This window comes from Allobosea sp. (assembly GCF_017308015.1).
Classification (GTDB): Bacteria; Pseudomonadota; Alphaproteobacteria; order Rhizobiales; family Beijerinckiaceae; genus Allobosea.
The window spans coordinates 125,617-145,232 of the sequence record NZ_JAFKFW010000014.1 but is presented as its reverse complement, the minus strand read 5'-3'; the positions used below and the strand labels follow the sequence as shown (position 1 = coordinate 145,232).

Annotated in this window: 17 protein-coding genes; 14 read left to right on the top strand and 3 right to left on the bottom strand. The window is 66.2% G+C overall.

Annotated elements, in window-relative coordinates:
- Window positions 1-192: 192 nt before the first annotated feature.
- Both tsf and pyrH read left to right on the top strand, forming a co-directional pair.
- Window positions 193-1,116 carry a translation elongation factor Ts gene (tsf, locus tag J0I42_RS13585; protein WP_291655485.1) on the top strand — a complete coding sequence of 308 codons (924 nt, stop codon included), beginning with the start codon at window positions 193-195 and terminating at the stop codon, window positions 1,114-1,116.
- Between the two features lie 108 nt (window positions 1,117-1,224).
- Entirely contained in the window at window positions 1,225-1,932 is a 708-nt protein-coding gene (gene pyrH / locus J0I42_RS13580; protein WP_291655483.1) for a UMP kinase, read from the top strand.
- A gap of 10 nt (window positions 1,933-1,942) precedes the next feature.
- On the opposite strand, the gene J0I42_RS13575 is transcribed toward pyrH, so the two are convergent.
- Complete coding sequence (locus J0I42_RS13575) at window positions 1,943-2,356, bottom strand: VOC family protein (RefSeq protein ID WP_291655481.1); 414 nt, start codon at window positions 2,354-2,356, stop codon at window positions 1,943-1,945.
- Between the two features lie 248 nt (window positions 2,357-2,604).
- On the opposite strand from J0I42_RS13575, the gene frr reads away from it, so the two are divergent.
- The 11 genes from frr to lpxB all read left to right on the top strand — a co-directional run bounded on the left by frr (window position 2,605) and on the right by lpxB (window position 14,651).
- Complete coding sequence (gene frr / locus J0I42_RS13570) at window positions 2,605-3,168, top strand: ribosome recycling factor (RefSeq protein WP_291655479.1); 564 nt, start codon at window positions 2,605-2,607, stop codon at window positions 3,166-3,168.
- A 75-nt stretch (window positions 3,169-3,243) separates the two neighbouring features.
- On the top strand, window positions 3,244-4,002 hold the full coding sequence (locus J0I42_RS13565) for an isoprenyl transferase (RefSeq protein ID WP_291655478.1): 759 nt from the start codon (window positions 3,244-3,246) through the stop codon (window positions 4,000-4,002).
- Window positions 3,999-4,826 carry a phosphatidate cytidylyltransferase gene (locus J0I42_RS13560; protein WP_291655475.1) on the top strand — a complete coding sequence of 276 codons (828 nt, stop codon included), beginning with the start codon at window positions 3,999-4,001 and terminating at the stop codon, window positions 4,824-4,826. The genes J0I42_RS13565 and J0I42_RS13560 overlap by 4 nt, the downstream gene beginning before the upstream one ends.
- A 5-nt stretch (window positions 4,827-4,831) precedes the next feature.
- Window positions 4,832-6,013, top strand: a complete 1,182-nt coding sequence (gene dxr, locus J0I42_RS13555) for a 1-deoxy-D-xylulose-5-phosphate reductoisomerase (RefSeq protein WP_291655473.1) — start codon at window positions 4,832-4,834, stop codon at window positions 6,011-6,013.
- Window positions 6,014-6,054: 41 nt separating this feature from the next.
- Complete coding sequence (gene rseP, locus J0I42_RS13550) at window positions 6,055-7,203, top strand: RIP metalloprotease RseP (RefSeq protein ID WP_291655471.1); 1,149 nt, start codon at window positions 6,055-6,057, stop codon at window positions 7,201-7,203.
- A 217-nt stretch (window positions 7,204-7,420) separates the two neighbouring features.
- Window positions 7,421-9,931, top strand: coding sequence for an outer membrane protein assembly factor BamA (bamA, locus tag J0I42_RS13545; protein WP_291655469.1), 2,511 nt, complete (start codon window positions 7,421-7,423; stop codon window positions 9,929-9,931).
- A 129-nt stretch (window positions 9,932-10,060) separates the two neighbouring features.
- The gene (gene lpxD / locus J0I42_RS13540) at window positions 10,061-11,122 is read left to right on the top strand and encodes a UDP-3-O-(3-hydroxymyristoyl)glucosamine N-acyltransferase (RefSeq protein WP_291655466.1); all 1,062 of its coding nucleotides are present in this window, start codon (window positions 10,061-10,063) and stop codon (window positions 11,120-11,122) included.
- Between the two features lie 196 nt (window positions 11,123-11,318).
- A complete protein-coding gene (fabZ, locus tag J0I42_RS13535; RefSeq protein ID WP_291655464.1) occupies window positions 11,319-11,777 on the top strand; it encodes a 3-hydroxyacyl-ACP dehydratase FabZ in 459 nt (152 codons plus the stop codon).
- Between the two features lie 35 nt (window positions 11,778-11,812).
- Entirely contained in the window at window positions 11,813-12,622 is an 810-nt protein-coding gene (gene lpxA / locus J0I42_RS13530) for an acyl-ACP--UDP-N-acetylglucosamine O-acyltransferase (protein ID WP_291655462.1), read from the top strand.
- 38 nt (window positions 12,623-12,660) lie between these two features.
- On the top strand, window positions 12,661-13,479 hold the full coding sequence (locus J0I42_RS13525; RefSeq protein ID WP_291655461.1) for an LpxI family protein: 819 nt from the start codon (window positions 12,661-12,663) through the stop codon (window positions 13,477-13,479).
- Entirely contained in the window at window positions 13,479-14,651 is a 1,173-nt protein-coding gene (lpxB, locus tag J0I42_RS13520; RefSeq protein WP_291655459.1) for a lipid-A-disaccharide synthase, read from the top strand. The genes J0I42_RS13525 and lpxB overlap by 1 nt, the downstream gene beginning before the upstream one ends.
- A gap of 272 nt (window positions 14,652-14,923) precedes the next feature.
- Here the strand turns inward: lpxB and gltA are convergent, their stop codons facing one another.
- Together gltA and gltX are read right to left on the bottom strand one after the other, a co-directional pair.
- The gene (gltA, locus tag J0I42_RS13515) at window positions 14,924-16,213 is read right to left on the bottom strand and encodes a citrate synthase (protein WP_291655458.1); all 1,290 of its coding nucleotides are present in this window, start codon (window positions 16,211-16,213) and stop codon (window positions 14,924-14,926) included.
- A gap of 370 nt (window positions 16,214-16,583) precedes the next feature.
- Window positions 16,584-18,005, bottom strand: a complete 1,422-nt coding sequence (gene gltX / locus J0I42_RS13510; RefSeq protein WP_291655457.1) for a glutamate--tRNA ligase — start codon at window positions 18,003-18,005, stop codon at window positions 16,584-16,586.
- A 152-nt stretch (window positions 18,006-18,157) separates the two neighbouring features.
- Between gltX and J0I42_RS13505 the strand changes: the two genes are divergently transcribed.
- The gene (locus tag J0I42_RS13505; RefSeq protein WP_366509832.1) at window positions 18,158-19,594 is read left to right on the top strand and encodes a ComEC/Rec2 family competence protein; all 1,437 of its coding nucleotides are present in this window, start codon (window positions 18,158-18,160) and stop codon (window positions 19,592-19,594) included.
- The last annotated feature ends 22 nt before the right edge of the window (window positions 19,595-19,616 follow it).

Here is a 19,616-nt window from a genome sequence, read left to right as displayed (position 1 = left end):
GCCTCCTGACTGCGGCGCGTCATTCGCGCGTCGCAATCAGGATCTCGATTTGACGCCGGCTTTTACAAGTTGGGCGGGTGCGCCGACGGCCGGAAACGGAGCGTCGGCGTTTCCCCATACAGGCGTCCGTATCTTCCGATCCGCGGCTGGCCCCTGAGGGCCCGCGCCGCACCGACAGCAAGGACAAGACAGATGGCAGCGATCACCGCCGCGCTCGTGAAGGAACTCCGCGACAAGACTGGCGCGGGCATGATGGATTGTAAGGCAGCCCTTTCGGCGACCGACGGCAACATGGAGGCGGCCATCGACTGGCTGCGCGCCAAGGGCCTCTCCAAGGCTGCCAAGAAGGCCGACCGCGTCGCCGCCGAGGGCCTCGTTGCCGTCTCGGTGCAGGGCAACGAAGGCGTCGTCGCCGAGGTCAATTCCGAGACCGACTTCGTCGCGCGCAACCCCGAGTTTCAGGCGCTCGCCAAGACCATCGCCGATGTCGCGCTGGAGCGCGGCGGCGACGTCGAGGCGCTGCTCGGCCATCACTATCCGGGCGGCGGCACCGTCCAGGACGCGATCGCCAACGCCATCGCCACGATCGGCGAGAACATGACGCTGCGCCGTGTCGCCTCGCTGAAGGTCTCCTCGGGCGTGATCGGTTCCTATGTCCACGGCGCGATCGCCGATGGCCTGGGCAAGATCGGCGTCATCGTCGCGCTCGAGTCGACCGGCAAGGGCGATGAGCTCGCTGCGCTCGGCCGTCAGCTTGCCATGCATGTCGCTGCGACGAACCCCGTCGCGCTCGACCTCGCTTCGGTCGCTCCCGACGTCCTGGAGCGCGAGAAGGCGATCCTGGCCGAGAAGAACGCCGGCAAGCCTGCCAATGTCCTCGAGAAGATCATCGAGAGCGGCCTGAAGAGCTACGCCAAGGAATTTTGCCTGCTCGATCAGGCCTATATCCATGACGGCTCGAAGTCGGTCTCCCAGGTCCTCAAGGAGATCGAGGGCAAGGTCGGCGCTCCGGTCAAGCTCGCCGGCTTCGCCCGCTTCGCGCTCGGCGAAGGGATCGAGAAGGAAGAGCAGGACTTCGCGGCCGAGGTCGCTGCCGCCGGTGGCACCGCGGGCTGACAAGCTCGCTTCCAGATGACAGAAAGGCCGCGCATCGCGCGGCCTTTTTTGTAGGAAGACAGGGCTGCGTCGAATCGCGGCTGGCCCCAACACGACGGAGAGACATCGATGAGACCCCAACGCGTTCTCGTGAAGCTCTCCGGCGAAGCCCTTGCCGGCCCCGTCGGCAATGGGCTCGACGGCGCCACGCTGACGGCGCTCGCGGCCGATATCGCCCATGCCTCGCGCGAGGGCGTCGAGATCGGCATCGTCGTCGGCGGCGGCAATTTCTTCCGTGGCGTCCAGGGCCTCAACAAGGGCCTCGATCGCACCACCGCCGATTCGATCGGCATGCTCGGCACGGTGATGAACGCGTTGGCGCTGGAGCATTCGATCGAGGCGGCCGGCGCGCCGGCGCGCGCCATGTCGGCGGTGCCGATGCCCTCGCTCTGCGAGAGCTATGCCCGCAAGCGCGCGCTCGACCATCTCAGCAACGGCAAGGTCGTCATCCTGGGGGGCGGCACCGGCAACCCGTACTTCACCACCGATACCGGTGCTGCGCTGCGCGCGGCCGAACTGGGCTGCAGTCATCTGCTCAAGGCCACGCAGGTCGACGGCGTCTATAGCGCCGACCCCAAGAAGGACCCGGCTGCGACCCGCTACGATACGCTCACTCATGAGGATGCGATCAGGCGAGACCTCAAGGTGATGGATACGGCGGCCTTCGCGCTCGCTCGCGATGCGAGCCTGACCATCGTCGTCTTCTCGATCGCCGAGCCCGGCATGCTCGCTGCCGTCCTGCGTGGCGAGGGCAGGGCGACCTATGTGACGCCCTGAGGCGTCTGCCTCAGTAGGTCTTCCACAGGCCGGGCGTCGCCAGTTCGAGCAGATGCCCGTCCGGATCGCGGACATACAGGCTCGTGCTGCCGTGCTCCCATTGCATCCGCCCTTCCACGGCAATGCCGAGAGCGTCCAGCTTTGCTTCCCAGGCCGGGAGTTCCTCCTTGTCGATCGCGAAGGCGATGTGGAGCGGCCCGCTGCCGTCATGCGGTGGAATGCTGCCGCCGGCCGAGTTCTGGGTCTGGAGCGAGGCGCCACGCTGGAACAGCAGCAGCACGCTCGATCCGCCGACATCGTAGGCCAGGAGCGTTCTGGTCGTGAGCAGGGGAACGAGCCCGAGCTTGCCCTGGTAGAAGGCGCCGGAGCATTCTAGATCGTCGACATAGAGCGCGGTCTCGACGATGCGGTTGAGGCGTGGCACGTCCGGTTCTCCGTCATTTCTTGCTTTCGGGCCGGCCAGCGGCCGCGCCGATCCGCGCGGTGGACATCGGGCTGTTTCCGGGCGAAACAGCGGGCAGCTCCGCGGATCGGCCATGAGCGTCGGGTATCGGCGCTTTTCCCTTGCTCATCGCGGGGGAAAATGCTGTTCGAGGATGTAATTCTTGACCCTGCGCGGCACCGCCGCCATGGTCGCGCCGATTTTGAAATTTCTGCAAGGTCTCGATTGAAATGGCCCAGACGACGTTCGATCTCGCCGACATCAAGCGCCGCATGGCCGGTGCGGTGCAGTCCTTCAAGGGCGATCTCGCCTCGCTGCGCTCCGGCCGCGCCTCCGCCAACATGCTCGATCCGATCATGGTCGAAGCCTATGGCGCCCGCACCCCGCTAAGCCAGCTCGCCACGGTCTCCGTACCGGAACCGCGCCTGCTCAGCGTCCAGGTCTGGGATCGCTCGATGGTCCAGGCCGTCGACAAGGCGGTCCGCGAATCCGATCTCGGCCTCAACCCGCAGACGGAAGGCCAGGTTCTGCGTATCCGCATCCCCGAGCTGAACGAGCAGCGCCGCAAGGAGATGGTCAAGGTCGCGCATAAATACGCCGAGGAGGCCAAGATCTCGGTGCGCCACGTTCGCCGCGACGGCATCGACGTCGTCAAGAAGCTGGAGAAGGATGGCGACATGACCAAGGACGATGCTGCCCGCAATTCCGATCTGGTCCAGAAGGCGACCGACCAGCACATCGCCGAGATCGACCAGGCGCTCGCGGCGAAGGAAAAGGAAATCCTGCACGTCTGATTGCCTGGACGTTCGATCTCCCGCGCGGGGGACTTCCCGCGTTCCTTCGTCCGCAGCCGAGCGAGGCTCATCCGCATGTCATCCGGTCAGCACGACGCAGGCGTGTCCAACCCGGCCCATGTCGCCATCATCATGGACGGGAACGGGCGCTGGGCGCAGATGCGCGGACTGCCGCGGCAGGAGGGCCACCGCCGCGGGCTGGACGCGTTGCGGCGCACCGTGCGCAATGCCAGCGATCTCGGGCTCCGGGTTCTGACGCTGTACAGCTTCTCGACCGAGAACTGGCGCCGTCCCTATGCCGAAGTCTCCTTCCTGATGGGGCTTCTGAAGCATTTCATCGAGAAGGACCTCGCCGAACTCTCTGCCGCCAATGTCCGGGTGCGGATCATCGGCAGCAGGGACGACCTGGCGGCCGATCTGCGCCGCCTCGTCGAGCATGCCGAAGCCAGCACCCGTACCAATACCGGCCTCGTGCTGGTGATCGCCTTCAATTACGGCTCCCGCGACGAGATCATGCGCGCGACACGCCGGCTGGCGGCGGACGCCGCGGCCGGCCGGATCGACCCCGCCGCGATCGACGAGGCGGCGATCGCGCGCCAGCTCGACACCCACGATCTTCCAGACCCGGAGCTGGTCATCCGGACATCGGGGGAAACCCGGATCTCGAATTTCCTGCTTTGGCAGGCCGCCTATGCCGAGTTCATCTTCGCCCCGGTGATGTGGCCTGATTTCGACCGCGCCGCTTTCGAGGAAGCCCTGACCCAGTATCGTCAGCGCGAGCGCCGCTTCGGCGGGCTGTCCACCCCGTCAGACCGCAGCGTAGGCGTCGCGTGAATGCGCCGTCCCCTTCCGCGCCGCGCGCGAACTCCGAGCTGAAGCTCAGGGTCGTCTCGGCGCTGGTGCTCGGCGCGCTGATCCTGCTGGTCACGCTCTGGGGCGGCTGGCCGTTCCGGCTGGTCTGGATCCTCGTCGCCGGCCTCGTCGCTTATGAATGGCTCGCGATCATCGGCCGCGGCAATGCGATTCCCGCCGGCATCGGGGTGGTCATCGCCGGTCTCGTGCTGGGCTTCTCCTCGGCGAGTCCCGCAGCGCTTGCCGGGACGGCGGCGGCCGCTGCCCTTCTCGGCGCTCTCGCAACGCCTTTCGTGCGCTCGCGTCTGGCGCTCGAACTCTGCGGCGTGGCCTATGCTCTCGCCTTCGCGCTGGTCACGCCGGCATTGCGTGATCTTCCGGGGATCGGCCTTGCCCTGATCCTGTGGAGCTTCGCCGTCGTCTGGCTCACCGACATTGCCGCCTATTTCACGGGCCGCAAACTGGGCGGGCCGAAGCTGATGCCGGCGGTCAGCCCGAAGAAAACCTGGTCGGGAGCGATCGGCGGGGCTGTCGCGGGTATGATCGGCGGCTATCTGGTCTGGCGACTGATGCCGGCGCTGCAGGGCATGACGGCGGCCGGTCCGGTGGTCGCCGCCTCGTTCGCGGGCTCGATCGTCAGCCAGGCGGGCGATCTGTTCGAGTCTTCGCTCAAGCGCCGCTTCGATGCCAAGGATTCGAGCAAGTTCATTCCCGGTCATGGCGGCTTCCTCGACCGGCTCGACGGCTACTGGGCGGTTCTGGTCCTGGCTGGCTTCGCGCTCTTCGCCCTGCATCTCAACCTTTGATCGCGATGCCCCTACGCAGCGTCACGCTTCTGGGAGCGACCGGCTCCGTCGGACGTTCGGTTCGCGACATTGTCGCCGAGAATCCCGAGCGCCTGTCGATCGCGACCGTGGTCGGTGGCCGGGATGCGGAAGCGCTGGCCCGGACCGCGGTCGAGGTGGGCGCGTCCTTTGCCGCGCTGGCCGATGCCGCCGGAGGCGAGGCCCTGAAGCAGGCACTTTCCGGCACGGGTATCGCCAGCGGTGCAGGGCGTTCCGCCGTGCTGGAGGCGGTCGATCACCCCGCCGATATCGTGGTCAGCGCGATTTCCGGCGCAGCCGGGCTGGAAGCGACCTTCGCCGCGCTCCGGCCCGAGCGGACGATCGCGCTCGCCAACAAGGAAAGCCTCGTCTGTGCCGGCGCAGCCGTGATGGCGCGGGCAGCCGAGGTCGGAGCCCGCCTGTTGCCGCTCGATTCCGAGCACAATGCGCTATTCCAGGTTCTCGGCGCCGAGCCGCTCTCATCGGTCCGCAGCATGACGCTCACCGCCTCCGGCGGCCCGTTCCGGACCTGGAGCGCCGAGCGCATCGCCGCGGCGACGCCGGATCAGGCGCTGAAGCACCCGAACTATGCGATGGGTGCCAAGATCACGATCGATTCCGCCAGCATGATGAACAAGGGGCTGGAGCTGATCGAGGCCCGCTTCCTGTTCGATCTGCAGCCGGACCAGCTCGATGTGCTCGTCCATCCCCAGCAGATCGTCCATGGCCTCGTCACGTTCCGCGACGGCTCGGTCAGCGCCGGCATGGCCGTACCGGACATGCGGGTCGCTGCGGCGCATTGCCTCGGCATCGACGGCCGCCTCGATGCGCCGCCGCAACGCTTCCTGGATCTGGCGGTGTCGGCGCCACTGAGCTTCGAGCGGCCCGATCTCGCCCGCTTCCCGGCGCTCGGCCTCGCCATGGCCGCTTTGCGCGAGGGCGGCGCCGCGCCGGCCGTACTCAACGCCGCCAACGAGGTGGCCGTGGCCGCGTTCCTGGAGCGTCGGCTCCGCTTTCCCGATATTGCGGCGCTGGTGGAGGCGGTCTGCGCAGCTTCTCCCGCCGGATCGGAGGCTCCGGGCGACGTGGCGGAGGCGCTGGCCATTGACCACGATTCGAGACGGCGGGCTGCCTCGCTCTTGTCGCAAGCGCGGTTCACTGTCACCTAACAGTCTTTCAAGGCTGTCAGGACCCCGGGGGGATAAGTTCGATGGAATTCGCAGCGCCGCTCTGGAACGCCGGGCACTTCATGCTCGGCTATCTGCTGCCGTTCCTGTTCGTCCTGACCATCGTCGTCTTCGTCCATGAACTCGGCCATTTCCTGGTCGGGCGCTGGTGCGGGGTCGACGTCAAGACGTTCTCCATCGGCTTCGGCCGCGAGCTCTTCGGCTTCAACGACCGGCATGGCACGCGCTGGCGCTTCGCGCTGATCCCGCTCGGTGGCTACGTCAAGTTCTCGGGCGATGCCGACGCCTCCAGCGCGCCCGACGCCGCCGCGGTGGACCGGATGTCGCCTCAGGACCGCGCGCGCTCCTTCCCGGCGCAGTCGCTGGGTGAGCGGGCGGCGATCGTCGCCGCCGGCCCGATCGCGAATTTCCTGCTGGCGATCCTGATCTTCGCCGGCTCGGCCTTCTTCTTCGGCAAGCAGGTGCTCATCCCGCGCGTCGATGCGGTCGTTGCCGGTAGCGCCGCGGAGAAGGCCGGATTGAAGGCGGGCGACATCGTGATCGCCATCGACGGCCAGAAGGTCGACAGCTTCTCCGACATGCAGCGCATCGTCTCGATCCGGCCCGAGGAGCGCCTCGAGGTTTCAGTCGAGCGCGACGGCAGCCTGATGACGCTGCCGGTGACGCCTGCGCTCACCGAGATGAAGACCGAGCTCGGCACGCAGCGCATCGGCGTGATCGGCGTCAGGGCCTCGCCGCGACCTGAGGACTGGCGGACGCAACGATTCGGGCTGCTCGATTCCGCCAGGACCGGCTTCGTCGAGACCTGGTTCGTCGTGACCCGGACTTACGACTACATCGCCAAGCTGGTGACCGGACGTGAATCCACCGACCAGTTGTCCGGTCCGATTCGGATCGCGCAGGTCTCCGGCATCGTCGCCTCGAATGGCGGCCTGCTCGGGTTGATCAATCTCGCCGCCATCCTCTCGGTTTCGATCGGCCTGATGAATCTCGTGCCGGTTCCGATGCTCGATGGCGGACATCTGCTGTTCTATCTCTACGAGGCGCTCCGCGGCCGGCCGCTGAGCCCGCGCGCGCAGGAGATCGGATTCCGGCTGGGCCTTGCGCTTGTGCTGATGCTGATGCTGTTCGTGACCTGGAACGACATCGTCCACGTCCGCGGTATGCTCTGAAAACCACCGTCCGGGCCGTGTTTTGTGGCGGAAGAACGGCGCCCCGCGTGGCCCGTCGGCAACGAGACTTCTAAAAACGCTTTATTAACGATGATCGCGGTTTGCACCCTGCTGGAAACTTTGTAGAAGCGTTTGAACCGCAATGTCCCCTTGCTGCCATCGGTTGATGGCGGTCCCCGTTTGGGGTGGTGACCAGAGAGATGGAATAGGCGACCCGATGACGTCGACCCAACAGAGCCGGACGATCAAGATGCGGCTCTCTCGATCGATCGGACTTTCGGCTTTGATGCTGGCCGTGAGTGGTGGTGTGGCTTTCGCGCAGGCTGTGGTTGTCCACGGCAATCGGCGGGTCGATGCGGAGACGATCCGCTCCTACGCCGCCGGCCGCGAGAGCCCCCAGGAGATCCGTGAGAGCCTGCTGGCGACTGGCCTGTTCAGCAGCGTGCAGGTCAACCGGCGCGGCTCGCAGATCGTCGTTTCGGTCCAGGAGCAGGGCGGTACGGTCAATCGCGTCGCCTTCGAGGGCAATCGCAAGCTGAAGGGCGACCAGCTTTCGCAGGTCGTTCAGTCGCGCGCGGGTGGCCCGGTCAGCCAGGCGCTGATGAATTCCGATGTCGAGCGCCTGCGCGAGGCTTACAGGCGCGTCGGCTATGGCCTGTCGTCGGTCAGTGCGCGCCTCGCGCCGCTGCCGAATGGTCGTCAGGATCTCGTCTTCACCATCAACGAGAGCGGCAAGACCGGCATCAAGTCGATCAATTTCACCGGCAACCATGCGTATTCGGCCGGGCGTCTGCGCGGTCTGATGACCTCGACGGAAACGAATTTCCTGAGCTGGATCAAGACCTCCGACGTCTATGATTCCGACCGGATCAATTCGGATCTGGACCTCATCCGTCGCTTCTACCTGAAGAACGGCTATGCCGATTTCCAGATCGTCAACAGTGGCGCCCGCTTCGATGAGGCGGCCGGCGGCTGGGTTGTCGATATTCAGGTCGAAGAGGGGCAACGCTATCAGGTCGGCAATGTTTCGGTCGATTCCGCGCTGCGTGATGTCGATGCCGCTGCCCTGCAGCGCTATGTCGCGACCTCGACGGGGGATACCTACAATGCCGAGGCGGTCGAGAAGTCTCTGGTAGCGCTCACCACGGAAGTGGCGCGCCGCGGCCATGCCTTCGCCCAGGTTCGTCCGCGCGGCGATCGCGATCCCTCGGGTCGTCTGATCGGCATCACCTATGTCGTCGATGAGGGGCCGCGGGTCTATGTCGAGCGCATCAACGTGCGTGGCAACACCCGGACCCGCGACTATGTCGTTCGCCGTGAGCTCGATCTCGGCGAGGGCGACGCCTACAACAAGGTCATGGTCGATCGCGCCGAGCGTCGCCTGAACAATCTCGGCTTCTTCACCAAGGTTCGCATCACCAACGAGCCGGGTTCGGCTCCGGATCGCGTGGTCGTCAATATCGACGTCGAGGACAAGGCGACCGGCTCCTTCTCGGTTGCCGGTGGCTACTCGACCTCGGACGGCGTGATCGGTGAGATCTCCCTGTCGGAATCGAACTTCCTCGGTCGCGGCCAGTTCGTCCGCATCGCGGGTACGCTCGGTCAAAGGACGCAGGGTGTCGATTTCTCGTTCACGGAGCCCTATTTCCTGGGTTATCGCGTGGCGGCGGGTATCGACCTGTTCTCGAAGTTCAACGACAACTACAACACCGGCCGCTTCGAGAGCCGCGTGACCGGCGGGCAGGTGCGCTTCACCTTCCCGATCACGGAAGAGTTTTCGATCACGCCGCGTTACTCGCTGTACCAGACCGAGATCGACATTCCGAATGATGTCAGCCGGCCTTATAACGACTGTACCTATCCGATCGCGGGCATCACGCCCGGCACGCCTGGAGCAGTCGCTTCCGATTCGACCTTCAATTGCGTGACCAACGGCGAGGCGACCGTGGCGGTCAAGGAGGCTCAGGGCAGGACCCTGACCTCGCTCGTCGGCCTGAACTTCAATTACAACTCGCTCGACAGCGTCCAGAACCCGCGCAACGGCTTCGCGGCGGAACTGAAGCCGGAATTCGCGGGTCTCGGCGGCGACTCGAAGTTCCTGCGCATCGCGGCGGATGCCCGCTACTATCGCGAGATCTTCGACGATGTGGTCGGCCTTCTTCGCGTCCAGGGCGGTCATGTCCAGGCGACCAGCGGCAATCTGCGCATGGTCGATCACTACTTCCTCGGCCCGTCGCTGGTGCGTGGTTTCGCACCGTCCGGCATCGGCCCGCGCGACGTGCTGAACGACCCGACGGCTAACGCAGTGGGCGGCACGACCTATTTTGGCGGTACGGTCGAGGTGCAGTTCCCGCTCTTCGGCTTGCCGCGTGACCTCGGCCTGCGCGGCGCGATCTTCGCCGATGCAGGGACGCTGTTCAACTATGACGGCGGTTCGAAGGCGGTGGTTTATGGCTGCCCCGCCGGCTCCGAGGCGCGCCAGTACAATGTCGTCACGGGCGGCGCCCAGTCGAATATCGGCTGTATCCGCGACAAGAACGTTCTGCGCTCCTCGGTCGGCGTGAGCTTGCTGTGGCAGTCACCGCTCGGACCGATCCGGTTCGACTATGCCTATGCTCTGACCAAGGATGACGGCCAGTGGGGCATGCATCCGGTGACGGGCGTGTTCGGCAAATACGGTGGCGACCGTCTCCAGGCCTTCCGCTTCTCGGGCGGTACCCGCTTCTGACATAAGCGGGCTTGGGCATCGACCGGGAAGTGGATTCCGCTTCCCGGGAGAAATCGATGCGATGACAATGACATGGATTGCCATCTTCAGATCCCGCGGGATGCATGGCGATCCGCTCCGGATCGGATCATGGCAGAGCCAGTTTTCTTTCCCTTCGCGACCTCGCTGGACTTCGGCGAGGTCGCAAGCATTTCGGGTGCTGTCTTGCCGGACGGTGCGGAGCCGGCTCGGCGGCTTGATGGCATCGCCGCTCTCGAAAATGCCGGTCCGTCCGATCTCGCCTATATGGACAACCCGAAATACACGGACGCCCTGGCCGCGACCAAGGCGGGCTTGTGCCTCGTCTCGCCCCGCTTCGCCGATCGTGTGCCGGCGGGAACGGTGGCCCTGGTTTCGCCGGCGCCCTATCACGCCTTTGCGAAGGTGATGGCGCACTGCTTCCCGAATGCCCTGAGGCCGGAATCGATCTTCGCGTCGCAAGGTGTCGCGCCGGGCGCCATCGTTCATGCCACCGCCGTCCTCGAAGCCGGCGTCACCGTCGATCCAGGGGCCGTGATCGGTCCAGGGGCCGAGATCGGAGCCGGTACCGTCGTGGCCGCGCATGCGATCATCGGCCCGCAGGTCAGGATTGGGCGCAACTGTTCGATCGGAGCGGGTAGCACGATCCAGGCATCCCTGATCGGAAACCGCGTCATCGTCCATCCCGGCGCCCGGATCGGGCAGGACGGCTTCGGCTTCGCGATGAGCCCCAAGGGCCATATGAAGGTGCCGCAGGTCGGCCGCGTCATCATCCAGGACGATGTCGAGATCGGTGCCAACACCACGATCGATCGCGGCGCCAGCCGCGACACGGTGATCGGCGAGGGCACCAAGATCGATAATCTCGTCCAGATCGGCCATAACTGCGTCATCGGGCGCCATTGCGTGATCTGCGCCCAGACCGGCCTCGCGGGCTCCTCGACGCTCGAGGATTTCGTCGTGCTAGGCGGCCAGGTCGGGCTTGCCGGTCATCTCGTTATCGGTGTCGGCGCACAGATCGCGGCGCAAAGCGGGGTTGCCGGCGACGTTCCACGCGGTGCCCGCTATGGCGGATATCCGGCACAGCCCGCGCTCGGCTGGGCGCGCGAAACCGCGCTGCTCAAGACGCTGGTTGCCAACCGGGGCCGGAAGCCGGGCGCAAGTCAGGATTGAGTACAGCGCGCGTCGACCGCCGGATGAGCTCTTTCTGTTTCGATGCTGAGAATTTTGTTGCCCAACCAGCCTGGTTTCCGGCAAAGCGGCGACAGGCTTTGAAATCGTGGCCGGTTGCAGGAGTGTTGCCTGCCTCCGGTCGCAGAAGTGAATGTGAGGCGCGGCCGCGGCGGCGGCCCGCGGGAGAAGACAGACCATGAGCGAGGCGACGACAGCACTGGGTGTAATCGACATCCAGAAGATCATGGCCAGCATCCCCCACCGCTATCCGTTTCTGCTGGTCGATCGGGTTGTCGAGATCGACGGTGATAACTCCGGCGTGGGCATCAAGAACGTGACGGTCAACGAGCCGCAGTTCACCGGCCATTTCCCGGAGCGGCCGGTGTTTCCGGGCGTTCTGATGATCGAGGCGATGGCACAGACGGCGGGCGTCCTCGTCGTCAACGCGCGCGGGCCGGAGGAGAAGTCGGTCCAGACCGTTCTCTTCACCACGATCGACAAGGCGAAGTTCCGCAAGCCGGTCACGCCAGGCGATCAGTTGCGCTTCCATCTCACCAAGCTCGCCCGCAAGCGCAACATCTTCTTCTATCGGGGCGAGGCGCGCGTCGACGGAGTGCTCGTGGCCGAAGCCGAGATTTCGGCAATGGTCGTTTGAGCATCGGATCGGTTCAGGATCAGGGCAGCGTCTCGATGAGCGTCACCATCCATCCCATGTCGCTCGTCGACCCGAAGGCCCAGCTCGGTGCAGGCGTAAAGATCGGGCCGTTCTGCGAGGTCGGGCCCGATGTGGTGCTCGGCGAAGGCGTCGAGCTTGTCAGCCATGCGGTCGTGGCCGGCCGGACGACGATCGGCCCGCGCACGCGGATCTACCCCTTCGCCTCGATCGGGCATCCGCCGCAGGACGTGAAGTATCGTGGCGAGCCCTCGACGCTGACCATCGGGGCGGACTGCCAGATCCGCGAGGGCGTCACGATGAATCCGGGCACGGAAGGCGGCGGCATGGTCACCAGCGTTGGTGACCGCTGCTTTTTCCTGGCCAATTCCCATGTCGGCCATGACAGCCGCCTCGGCGACAACATCATTTTCTCGAACAATGTGATGTGCGCGGGCCATGTCACTATCGGGAACTATGTCATCGTCGGTGGTGGCGCCGGCCTGCAGCAATTCGTGCGCATCGGCGACCACGCCTTTATCGGCGGCGGCGCCGGAGTGTTGAGCGACATCATCCCGTTCGGCACGGTGCGGGACAACCCTGCGCATCTGGTTGGACTCAATCTCGTCGGTCTTAAGCGGCGCGGCTTCACGCGCGAGCAGATCCACGAGCTGCGCCGAGCCTATCGGCTGCTTTTCGCGGCCGAAGGAACCTTGACCGAGCGTGTCGACGATGTCGCGACCGAGTTTGTCGAGCATCCTCTGGTTCACGAGATTCTGAATTTCATCAGGGAAGGCGGCGACAAGGCACTCTGTATGCCGCGGGACGCCACCGTCGCTGAGCGGTGAGCGCCGGGAGCCCGTCCGCCCCGCGCGGACCGCTCGCGATGATCGTGGGGAGCGGTGACTACCCGCTCCAGCTCGCCCGCATCCTGGCGAGCGGTGGCGAGCGCCCCTATATCGCGGCGCTCGAAGGGGCGGCTGATCCAGCAGCCTTCGGCGACGGCGCCGACATCAGGACGTATCGGCTCGGTCAACTCGGCAGCCTCCTCGAAGAGCTGCGCCGGCGCGGCATCGTCGATATCGTCATGCTCGGCGCTTTGCCGAGGCCGAGCTTCGGTGCGCTGCGCCCCGAGGTTTCGACGCTGAAATACCTGCCGCATTTCGCCAGGGCCTTTCAGGGCGGAGACGATCATCTGCTGCGCGGTGTCGTTCGCTTCTTCGAGATGCAGGGCTTTCGTGTCCACGGGCCGGCGGAGATCGCCCCGGAAATGGCGGCGCCGCGCGGAGCGCTCGGCAGCCGGGTGGCTGCTCCTGAACAGCGTGCGGAGTTGGAACGCGGTTTCGCCCTGCTGGCGACGCTGTCTCCCTTCGATGTCGGGCAGGCGGCGATCCTCGCCGATCATCGCGTCGTTGCGATCGAGGCGGCCGAAGGCACGGATGCGATGATCCTGCGGGTTGCCGATCTGGTCTCGCGCGGGCGGCTCAAGATCGGTAAGGGGGACGGCTTCCTCGTGAAGGCTCCGAAGGCCGGGCAGGACCTGCGCGTCGACATGCCCGCCATCGGCCCGGATACCCTGAGGAACATCGTCGAGGCTGGGCTTTCCGGCATCGGGGTCCGTGCCGGCGAGGTCTTGGTCGGCGATCGGTCGGCGCTCGGGCGGCAGGCCGATCGGCTCGGCCTGTTCGTCGAAGGCTTTCCGTAATGCGGCCGTTCCGTCTGGCGATCATCGCTGGCGAAGCGTCGGGCGATGCACTGGCACTGCGCTTCCTGGCCGCTCTGCGCGACCGGTTGGGAGATCGCCCGATCGAGCTTTGCGGCGTCGGCGATCACGGCTTGCCCGAAGCCGGGCTCAGGCCGCTTTTCCCCCAGGCTGACATCGCGGTGATGGGCTTCGGCCCGGTGATCGCGCGCCTGCCGCTGCTGTTGCGGCGGATCGAAGATGCGGCCCGCGGCATCGCGGCGTTCCAGCCCGATCTGCTGCTGACGATCGACAGCCCGGATTTCTGTCTGCGCGTCGCGAAGAAGGTGAGGGCCCGGGCGCCCGCCATCCCGATCGTGCACTGGGTCTGTCCCAGCGTCTGGGCCTGGCGCTCTGGCCGTGCACGACGGATGGCCCCGCATGTCGATCGCATTCTCGCCTTGCTGCCCTTCGAGCCTGCCGCGCTTGCCCGTCTGCATGGTCCCGAGACTGTCTATGTCGGTCATCCCCTGATGGAGCGGCTCGCCGAGCTGCGTCCCGATGCGGAGGAACAGCGCCGCCGCGATGACGCGGCGAGGCCACTTGTGCTCGTCCTTCCCGGCAGCCGGCGCTCCGAGATCCACCACCTGATGCCGGTCTTCGGGGAGGCGGTGGCGAAGGTCGCGGCGGCGGTGCCCGGTGCGCGTTTCGTTCTGCCGGCAGTGGAGCGGCTCCGGCCGATGATCGTCGAGGCTGCAGCGCGCTGGCAGGTCATGCCGGAGATCGTGAGCGGCGAGCCGGCCAAGCTCGCCGCTTTCCGCGAGGCGCGCGTCGCGCTGGCGGCATCCGGCACCGTGACGCTGGAGCTCGCCCTGTCGCAGGTCCCGACGGTCGCGGCCTATCGCGGAGCCAATTGGGAAGCCTTCCTCGCCCGGCGCCTCATCAAGCTGCCCAGCGTGATCCTGCCCAACCTGATCCTCGGTCGCAGCGTCGTCCCGGAGTTCATCCAGGAGGACGTGACGGCCGATGCGTTGGGCAGCCGCCTGCTCGCAGCCATGGCCGAGGGCGAAAAGCGCCGGGAGCAGCTCGACGGCTTCGCCGAGGTCGAGGCCATCATGCGCTCGGCCGGCCCGAGCCCGGCAGCCAACGCGGTCGCTGCGTCACTCGCGCTCTTGCGGGCGGAGCGGGGCGAGTAAGCGCTCCGGCCTCTCATCACGACGGATTTGAACCCTGGTGGCGCCACCCCGCGCGCGCCGCTGGGTGAGCCCGGAACCCGCGATCGGATACGAGCTTTCCTGCCTCGCTGCGGCGGTTTGCCGTGTCGAGGCCCGGGTTTCGCTGCACGCAGCGCCGGAACGCCCGGATGGTTTCATCCGATTGGGACCGTCTGGGCGACCGCAAGCACTCACCATGAAAAAAGGCGCGGGGCTGTCGCCTCGCGCCTTTCCGGATAACCGGGATGCTGTGTTCAGCGGCGGCCGATCGGCAGGTAGTCGCGCTGCGGCGAGCCGGTATAGAGCTGGCGCGGACGGCCGATCTTCTGGGACGGGTCCTCGATCATCTCCTTCCACTGAGCGATCCAGCCGACGGTGCGGGCGACGGCAAAGAGGACCGTGAACATCGAGGTGGGGAAGCCCATCGCCTTCAGGGTGATGCCCGAATAGAAATCGATGTTGGGATAGAGCTTCTTTTCGATGAAATACTCGTCCGACAGCGCGATGCGCTCCAGCTCGACCGCAACGTCGAGCAGTGGATCGTCCTTGATCCCGAGCTCGTTCAGTACCTCATGCGTGGTCTTCTGCATGATCTTGGCGCGTGGGTCATAGTTCTTGTAGACCCGGTGACCGAAGCCCATCAGGCGGAACGGATCGTTCTTGTCCTTCGCCTTGGCGATATATTTCGGGATGTTGTCGACCGAGCCGATCTCCTCGAGCATCTTGAGGGCGGCCTCGTTGGCGCCGCCATGGGCGGGGCCCCACAGGCAGGCCGTGCCGGCCGCGATGCAGGCGAAGGGATTGGCGCCCGACGAGCCGGCGAGCCGCACCGTCGAGGTCGAGGCGTTCTGCTCGTGGTCGGCATGCAGGATGAAGATGCGGTCGAGCGCGCGCGACAGCACCGGATTGACCTTGTACTCCTCGGCCGGCACCGCGAAGCACATGCGCAGGAAGTTCGAGGTGTAGTCGAGCGAGTTCAGCGGGTACACGAAGGGCTGGCCGATCGAGTACTTGTAGGCCATCGCGGCGAGCGTCGGCACCTTCGCGATCATGCGCATCGAGGCGATCATGCGCTGATGCGGGTCCGAGATGTCGGTCGAGTCGTGATAGAAGGCCGACATAGCGCCGATCGAGGCGACCATGACCGCCATCGGGTGCGCGTCGCGGCGGAAGCCCTGGAAGAAGCGGGCCATCTGCTCGTGCACCATGGTGTGGCGCGTGATGCGATAGTCGAAATCGGCCTTCTGGGCCGCCGTCGGCAGCTCGCCTTCCAGCAGCAGGTAGCAGGTCTCGAGGAAGTCGCCATGCTCGGCGAGCTGCTCGATCGGATAGCCGCGGTAGAGCAGCACGCCCTTGTCGCCATCGATATAGGTGATGTGCGACTCGCAGCTCGCCGTCGAGGTGAAGCCGGGATCGTAGGTGAACATGCCCGTCTGGGCGTAGAGCTTGGCGATGTCGATGACGGCGGGGCCGACCGACCCCTTCTTGATCGCCATGTCGACGGTCTTGTCGCCGACCTGGAGCTGGCTGGTATTTCCGCTCATCGATACCGATCCTTTCAAGGCTCGCTGCTGTTCAGCCCCGGTTTCGCCTCTCCGCCTTTTCGCGCGGGGCATCTCTCTTCCGAAGGCCGCAATATCATGGGCAGATGTTGGAAGGAGACGGGAGAAGGCGAGCCATGTGACTGATTTACAAGCAATATCCGTGACCGCCCGCGTTGCCGCGATGCAATGCACTTGCGCGTCACTAGACCATTTGCGCAGTGCATTCAACCGAGCCAAAAGGCGGTTTGAACCGCGTTGCGCTCATATCTGCGCGAGCGCCCGTGCCGCCCCCATTTACGGGGAGCGGCGAGCATATCGGACGATGGGTGGTCAGGCTGCTCCAGCCCGGCTGAAAACCGGGCCGGAGCCCTCACGCTGCCTGATCGGCGAGCCGCGCCAGCGTCTCGTCCCGGCCGAGAACCGCCATGACGTCGAAGAGGCCTGGCGACATCGCCCGGCCGGTCAGCGCGGCGCGCAGCGGCTGCGCGGCCTGGCCGAGCTTCAGTCCAGCCTCTTCGACATAGGCACGTACCGCCGCCTCCAGCGGCGCCGGCGTCCAGTCGCCGACGGCGGCGAGCTTTTCCGCGATCTTCGGCAGGCGCTGGCGCGCCGCCTCGTCGAGCAGGCCCTTGGCCTTGTCGTCGAGCTGCAGCGGGCGCTGGGCATAGAGATAGAAGGCGCTGTCGAGCAGTTCGATCAGCGTCTTGGCGCGCTCCTTGAGGCCGGGCATGGCGGCGAGGAACTTCACCTCCAGCTCTGGCGAGAGCGTACCGCCCAGCCCGCGCGCCGGCCCGATCTCCGGCAGGATGACCTTGAGCGCATCGAGCAGATCCTGGTCGCTCGACTGGCGCATGTAGAGCCCGTTCAGGTTCTCCAGCTTGGCGTAGTCGAAGCGGGCCGGGGAGCGGCCGATCGAGGATAGGTTGAAGGCGTCGATCATCTCCTGCGTGGAGAAGACCTCCTGGTCGCCATGGCTCCAGCCCAGCCGCACCAGATAGTTGCGCAAGGCCGCCGGCAGGTAGCCCATCGAGCGATAGGCATCGATGCCGAGCGCGCCATGGCGCTTCGAAAGCTTGGCACCATCCGGCCCGTGGATCAGCGGGATATGCGACATGCTCGGCACATCCCAGCCGAGCGCGTCGTAGATCTGGGTCTGGCGGGCGGCATTGGTCAGGTGGTCGTCGCCGCGGATGATATGGGTCACGCCCATGTCGTGGTCGTCGACCACCACGGCGAGCATATAGGTCGGCGTGCCGTCGGAGCGCAGCAGCACGAGATCGTCGAGATTCTCGTTCTGCCAGACGACGCGGCCCTGGACCTCGTCATTGACCACGGTCTCGCCCGTCTGCGGCGCCTTGAGACGGATCACCGGCTTCACGCCTTCCGGCGCAGTCGACGGATCGCGATCGCGCCAGCGCCCGTCATAGCGGAGCGGCTTGCCCTCGGCGCGCGCCTTCTCGCGCATCTCCTCGAGCTCGGCCTGCGTCGCGTAGCAATGATAGGCCCGGCCGGCGGCGAGCATCTGCTCGGCGACCTCGCGATGCCGTGCGGCGCGCTGGAACTGGTAGACGGTCTGGCCGTCCCAATCGAGCCCGAGCCACTCGAGCCCGTCGAGGATCGCCGCGATGGCGGCCTCGGTCGAGCGTTCCCGGTCGGTATCCTCGATGCGCAGCAGCATCTTGCCGCCTTGCCGGCGGGCATAAAGCCAGTTGAACAGCGCGGTCCGGGCTCCGCCGATATGCAGGAATCCGGTGGGCGAGGGCGCAAAGCGCGTGACGACGGCGTTGCTCATGGGAGGAAACTCCGGCCGGGCGGCTTAGGGCCGTCCGGGGCAAGACAGGGAAAGGTGCAGGTCATGACATGACAACCGGCGCGCGCCCTGTAACATGGCTTGGCCGGAAAGGTTAAGCGGTCAAATCGCAGCGCCGGCAGGGGAGGCGGGCGATGCAGCCGGCGCCGCCGGGGCAGGGGCAGGCACAGGGCCGGCGCGGGGCGCGCGCCGATATCCTGCCGGCTCGGTTCGGCGCTACGGCCTCGTTTGCGTCAAGCCTCCGGCCGCCGTTGCGGCGGCTTTGGCTCCGTCTTCAGCAGGGATGGGCTCTCGAAACCGAACGGCGGCGCCCGTTCCTCTGGCTGCCCATCGCCATGGGCTTCGGCATCCTGCTCTATTTCGCCGCCGATCGGGAACCGGCATTTTGGGCGCCGCTTCTCGGCCTGATATTGAGCGCCGTAGCCTCCTTCCTTCTGCGCAGGCGGCGCTTCGCATCGATGGCCTGCCTTGCTGCGGCAGCCGCCTTTGCAGGATTTGCGGCCGGGGTCTGGCGCACGGCCGATATCGCGGCGCCGATGCTGGAGCGACCACGAATCGGCAAGCTGGCCGGTTTCGTCGAGAGCGTCGAAGCCCGCGACAGTGGCGCACGTCTGGTTTTGCTGGTGACGGATCTCGCAAATGTGCCGGCGGACCAGCGGCCAAAGCGGGTCCGCGTCAATATCCGGCAGGGCTCCGTCGCGCCGGGCGATCATATCGTCGCGACCGCGCGCTTGCTGCCGCCGCCAGGACCGGCGCGGGCGGGCGGCTATGATTTCGGCCGCGATGCCTTCTTCCGCGGGATCGGCGCTGTCGGAAGCGTCTCCGGCAAGGTCGGGCTCGCGCCGGCGCCCTATCCGATGCCGACGCGCCTCGCGATCGACGTAATGATCGACCGGGCCCGTAATGCTCTGACCAAACGCATCGCCGAAGTCGGAAGCGAGCAGGGCGGGGCGGTCGCCGCCGCGCTCGTCACCGGCAAGCGCGGCCTGATCACGGAGGCCACGAACAACGACCTGCGGGCGGCCGGCATCTACCACATCGTCTCGATTTCCGGCCTGCACATGGTGCTCGCCGCCGGCACGATCTTCTGGCTGGTTCGCGCGCTGCTCGCCCTGTCGCAGACGGTCGCCCTGCACTGGCCGGTCAAGAAGCTCGCTGCGATCGCGGCCATGCTCGGCGCGACCGCCTATTGCATCTTCTCGGGCAGCGATGTGGCGACCGAACGCTCGCTGATCATGACGCTGGTCATGCTCGGCGCGATCCTGGTCGATCGTGCAGCGCTCTGCATGCGCAATCTCGCGCTCGCCGCGCTGATCGTGCTGCTGCGCGAGCCGGAAGCGCTGCTCGGCCCGAGCTTCCAGATGTCCTTCGGCGCGGTCGCCGCGCTGATCGCCTTCGCCGAGCGCTGGGAGAGAAGAGACCGCAGCGAGCCGCCGACCGCTTTGCCCTGGCCGCTCGGGACGGCGGCACTCGGCATCCTCGTCACCACCATGCTGGCGACGGCCGCGACCGCGCCGTTCGGCGCCTATCACTTCCAGACCTTCAATCGAAAGTGGCACTTAAACAGTTGATTTAGTGAGGTTTGATATGGGG

Coding starts and splice junctions, on each gene's coding strand:
- J0I42_RS13505 (WP_366509832.1), top strand. CDS start 18,158: ATGCAGCCGGCGCCGCCGGGGCAGGGGCAGGCACAGGGCCGGCGCGGG.
- J0I42_RS13565 (WP_291655478.1), top strand. CDS start 3,244: ATGTCATCCGGTCAGCACGACGCAGGCGTGTCCAACCCGGCCCATGTC.
- lpxB (WP_291655459.1), top strand. CDS start 13,479: ATGCGGCCGTTCCGTCTGGCGATCATCGCTGGCGAAGCGTCGGGCGAT.
- gltX (WP_291655457.1), bottom strand. CDS start 18,005: ATGAGCAACGCCGTCGTCACGCGCTTTGCGCCCTCGCCCACCGGATTC.
- bamA (WP_291655469.1), top strand. CDS start 7,421: ATGACGTCGACCCAACAGAGCCGGACGATCAAGATGCGGCTCTCTCGA.
- tsf (WP_291655485.1), top strand. CDS start 193: ATGGCAGCGATCACCGCCGCGCTCGTGAAGGAACTCCGCGACAAGACT.
- gltA (WP_291655458.1), bottom strand. CDS start 16,213: ATGAGCGGAAATACCAGCCAGCTCCAGGTCGGCGACAAGACCGTCGAC.
- J0I42_RS13525 (WP_291655461.1), top strand. CDS start 12,661: ATGATCGTGGGGAGCGGTGACTACCCGCTCCAGCTCGCCCGCATCCTG.
- dxr (WP_291655473.1), top strand. CDS start 4,832: ATGCCCCTACGCAGCGTCACGCTTCTGGGAGCGACCGGCTCCGTCGGA.
- lpxD (WP_291655466.1), top strand. CDS start 10,061: ATGGCAGAGCCAGTTTTCTTTCCCTTCGCGACCTCGCTGGACTTCGGC.
- pyrH (WP_291655483.1), top strand. CDS start 1,225: ATGAGACCCCAACGCGTTCTCGTGAAGCTCTCCGGCGAAGCCCTTGCC.
- frr (WP_291655479.1), top strand. CDS start 2,605: ATGGCCCAGACGACGTTCGATCTCGCCGACATCAAGCGCCGCATGGCC.
- rseP (WP_291655471.1), top strand. CDS start 6,055: ATGGAATTCGCAGCGCCGCTCTGGAACGCCGGGCACTTCATGCTCGGC.
- fabZ (WP_291655464.1), top strand. CDS start 11,319: ATGAGCGAGGCGACGACAGCACTGGGTGTAATCGACATCCAGAAGATC.
- lpxA (WP_291655462.1), top strand. CDS start 11,813: ATGAGCGTCACCATCCATCCCATGTCGCTCGTCGACCCGAAGGCCCAG.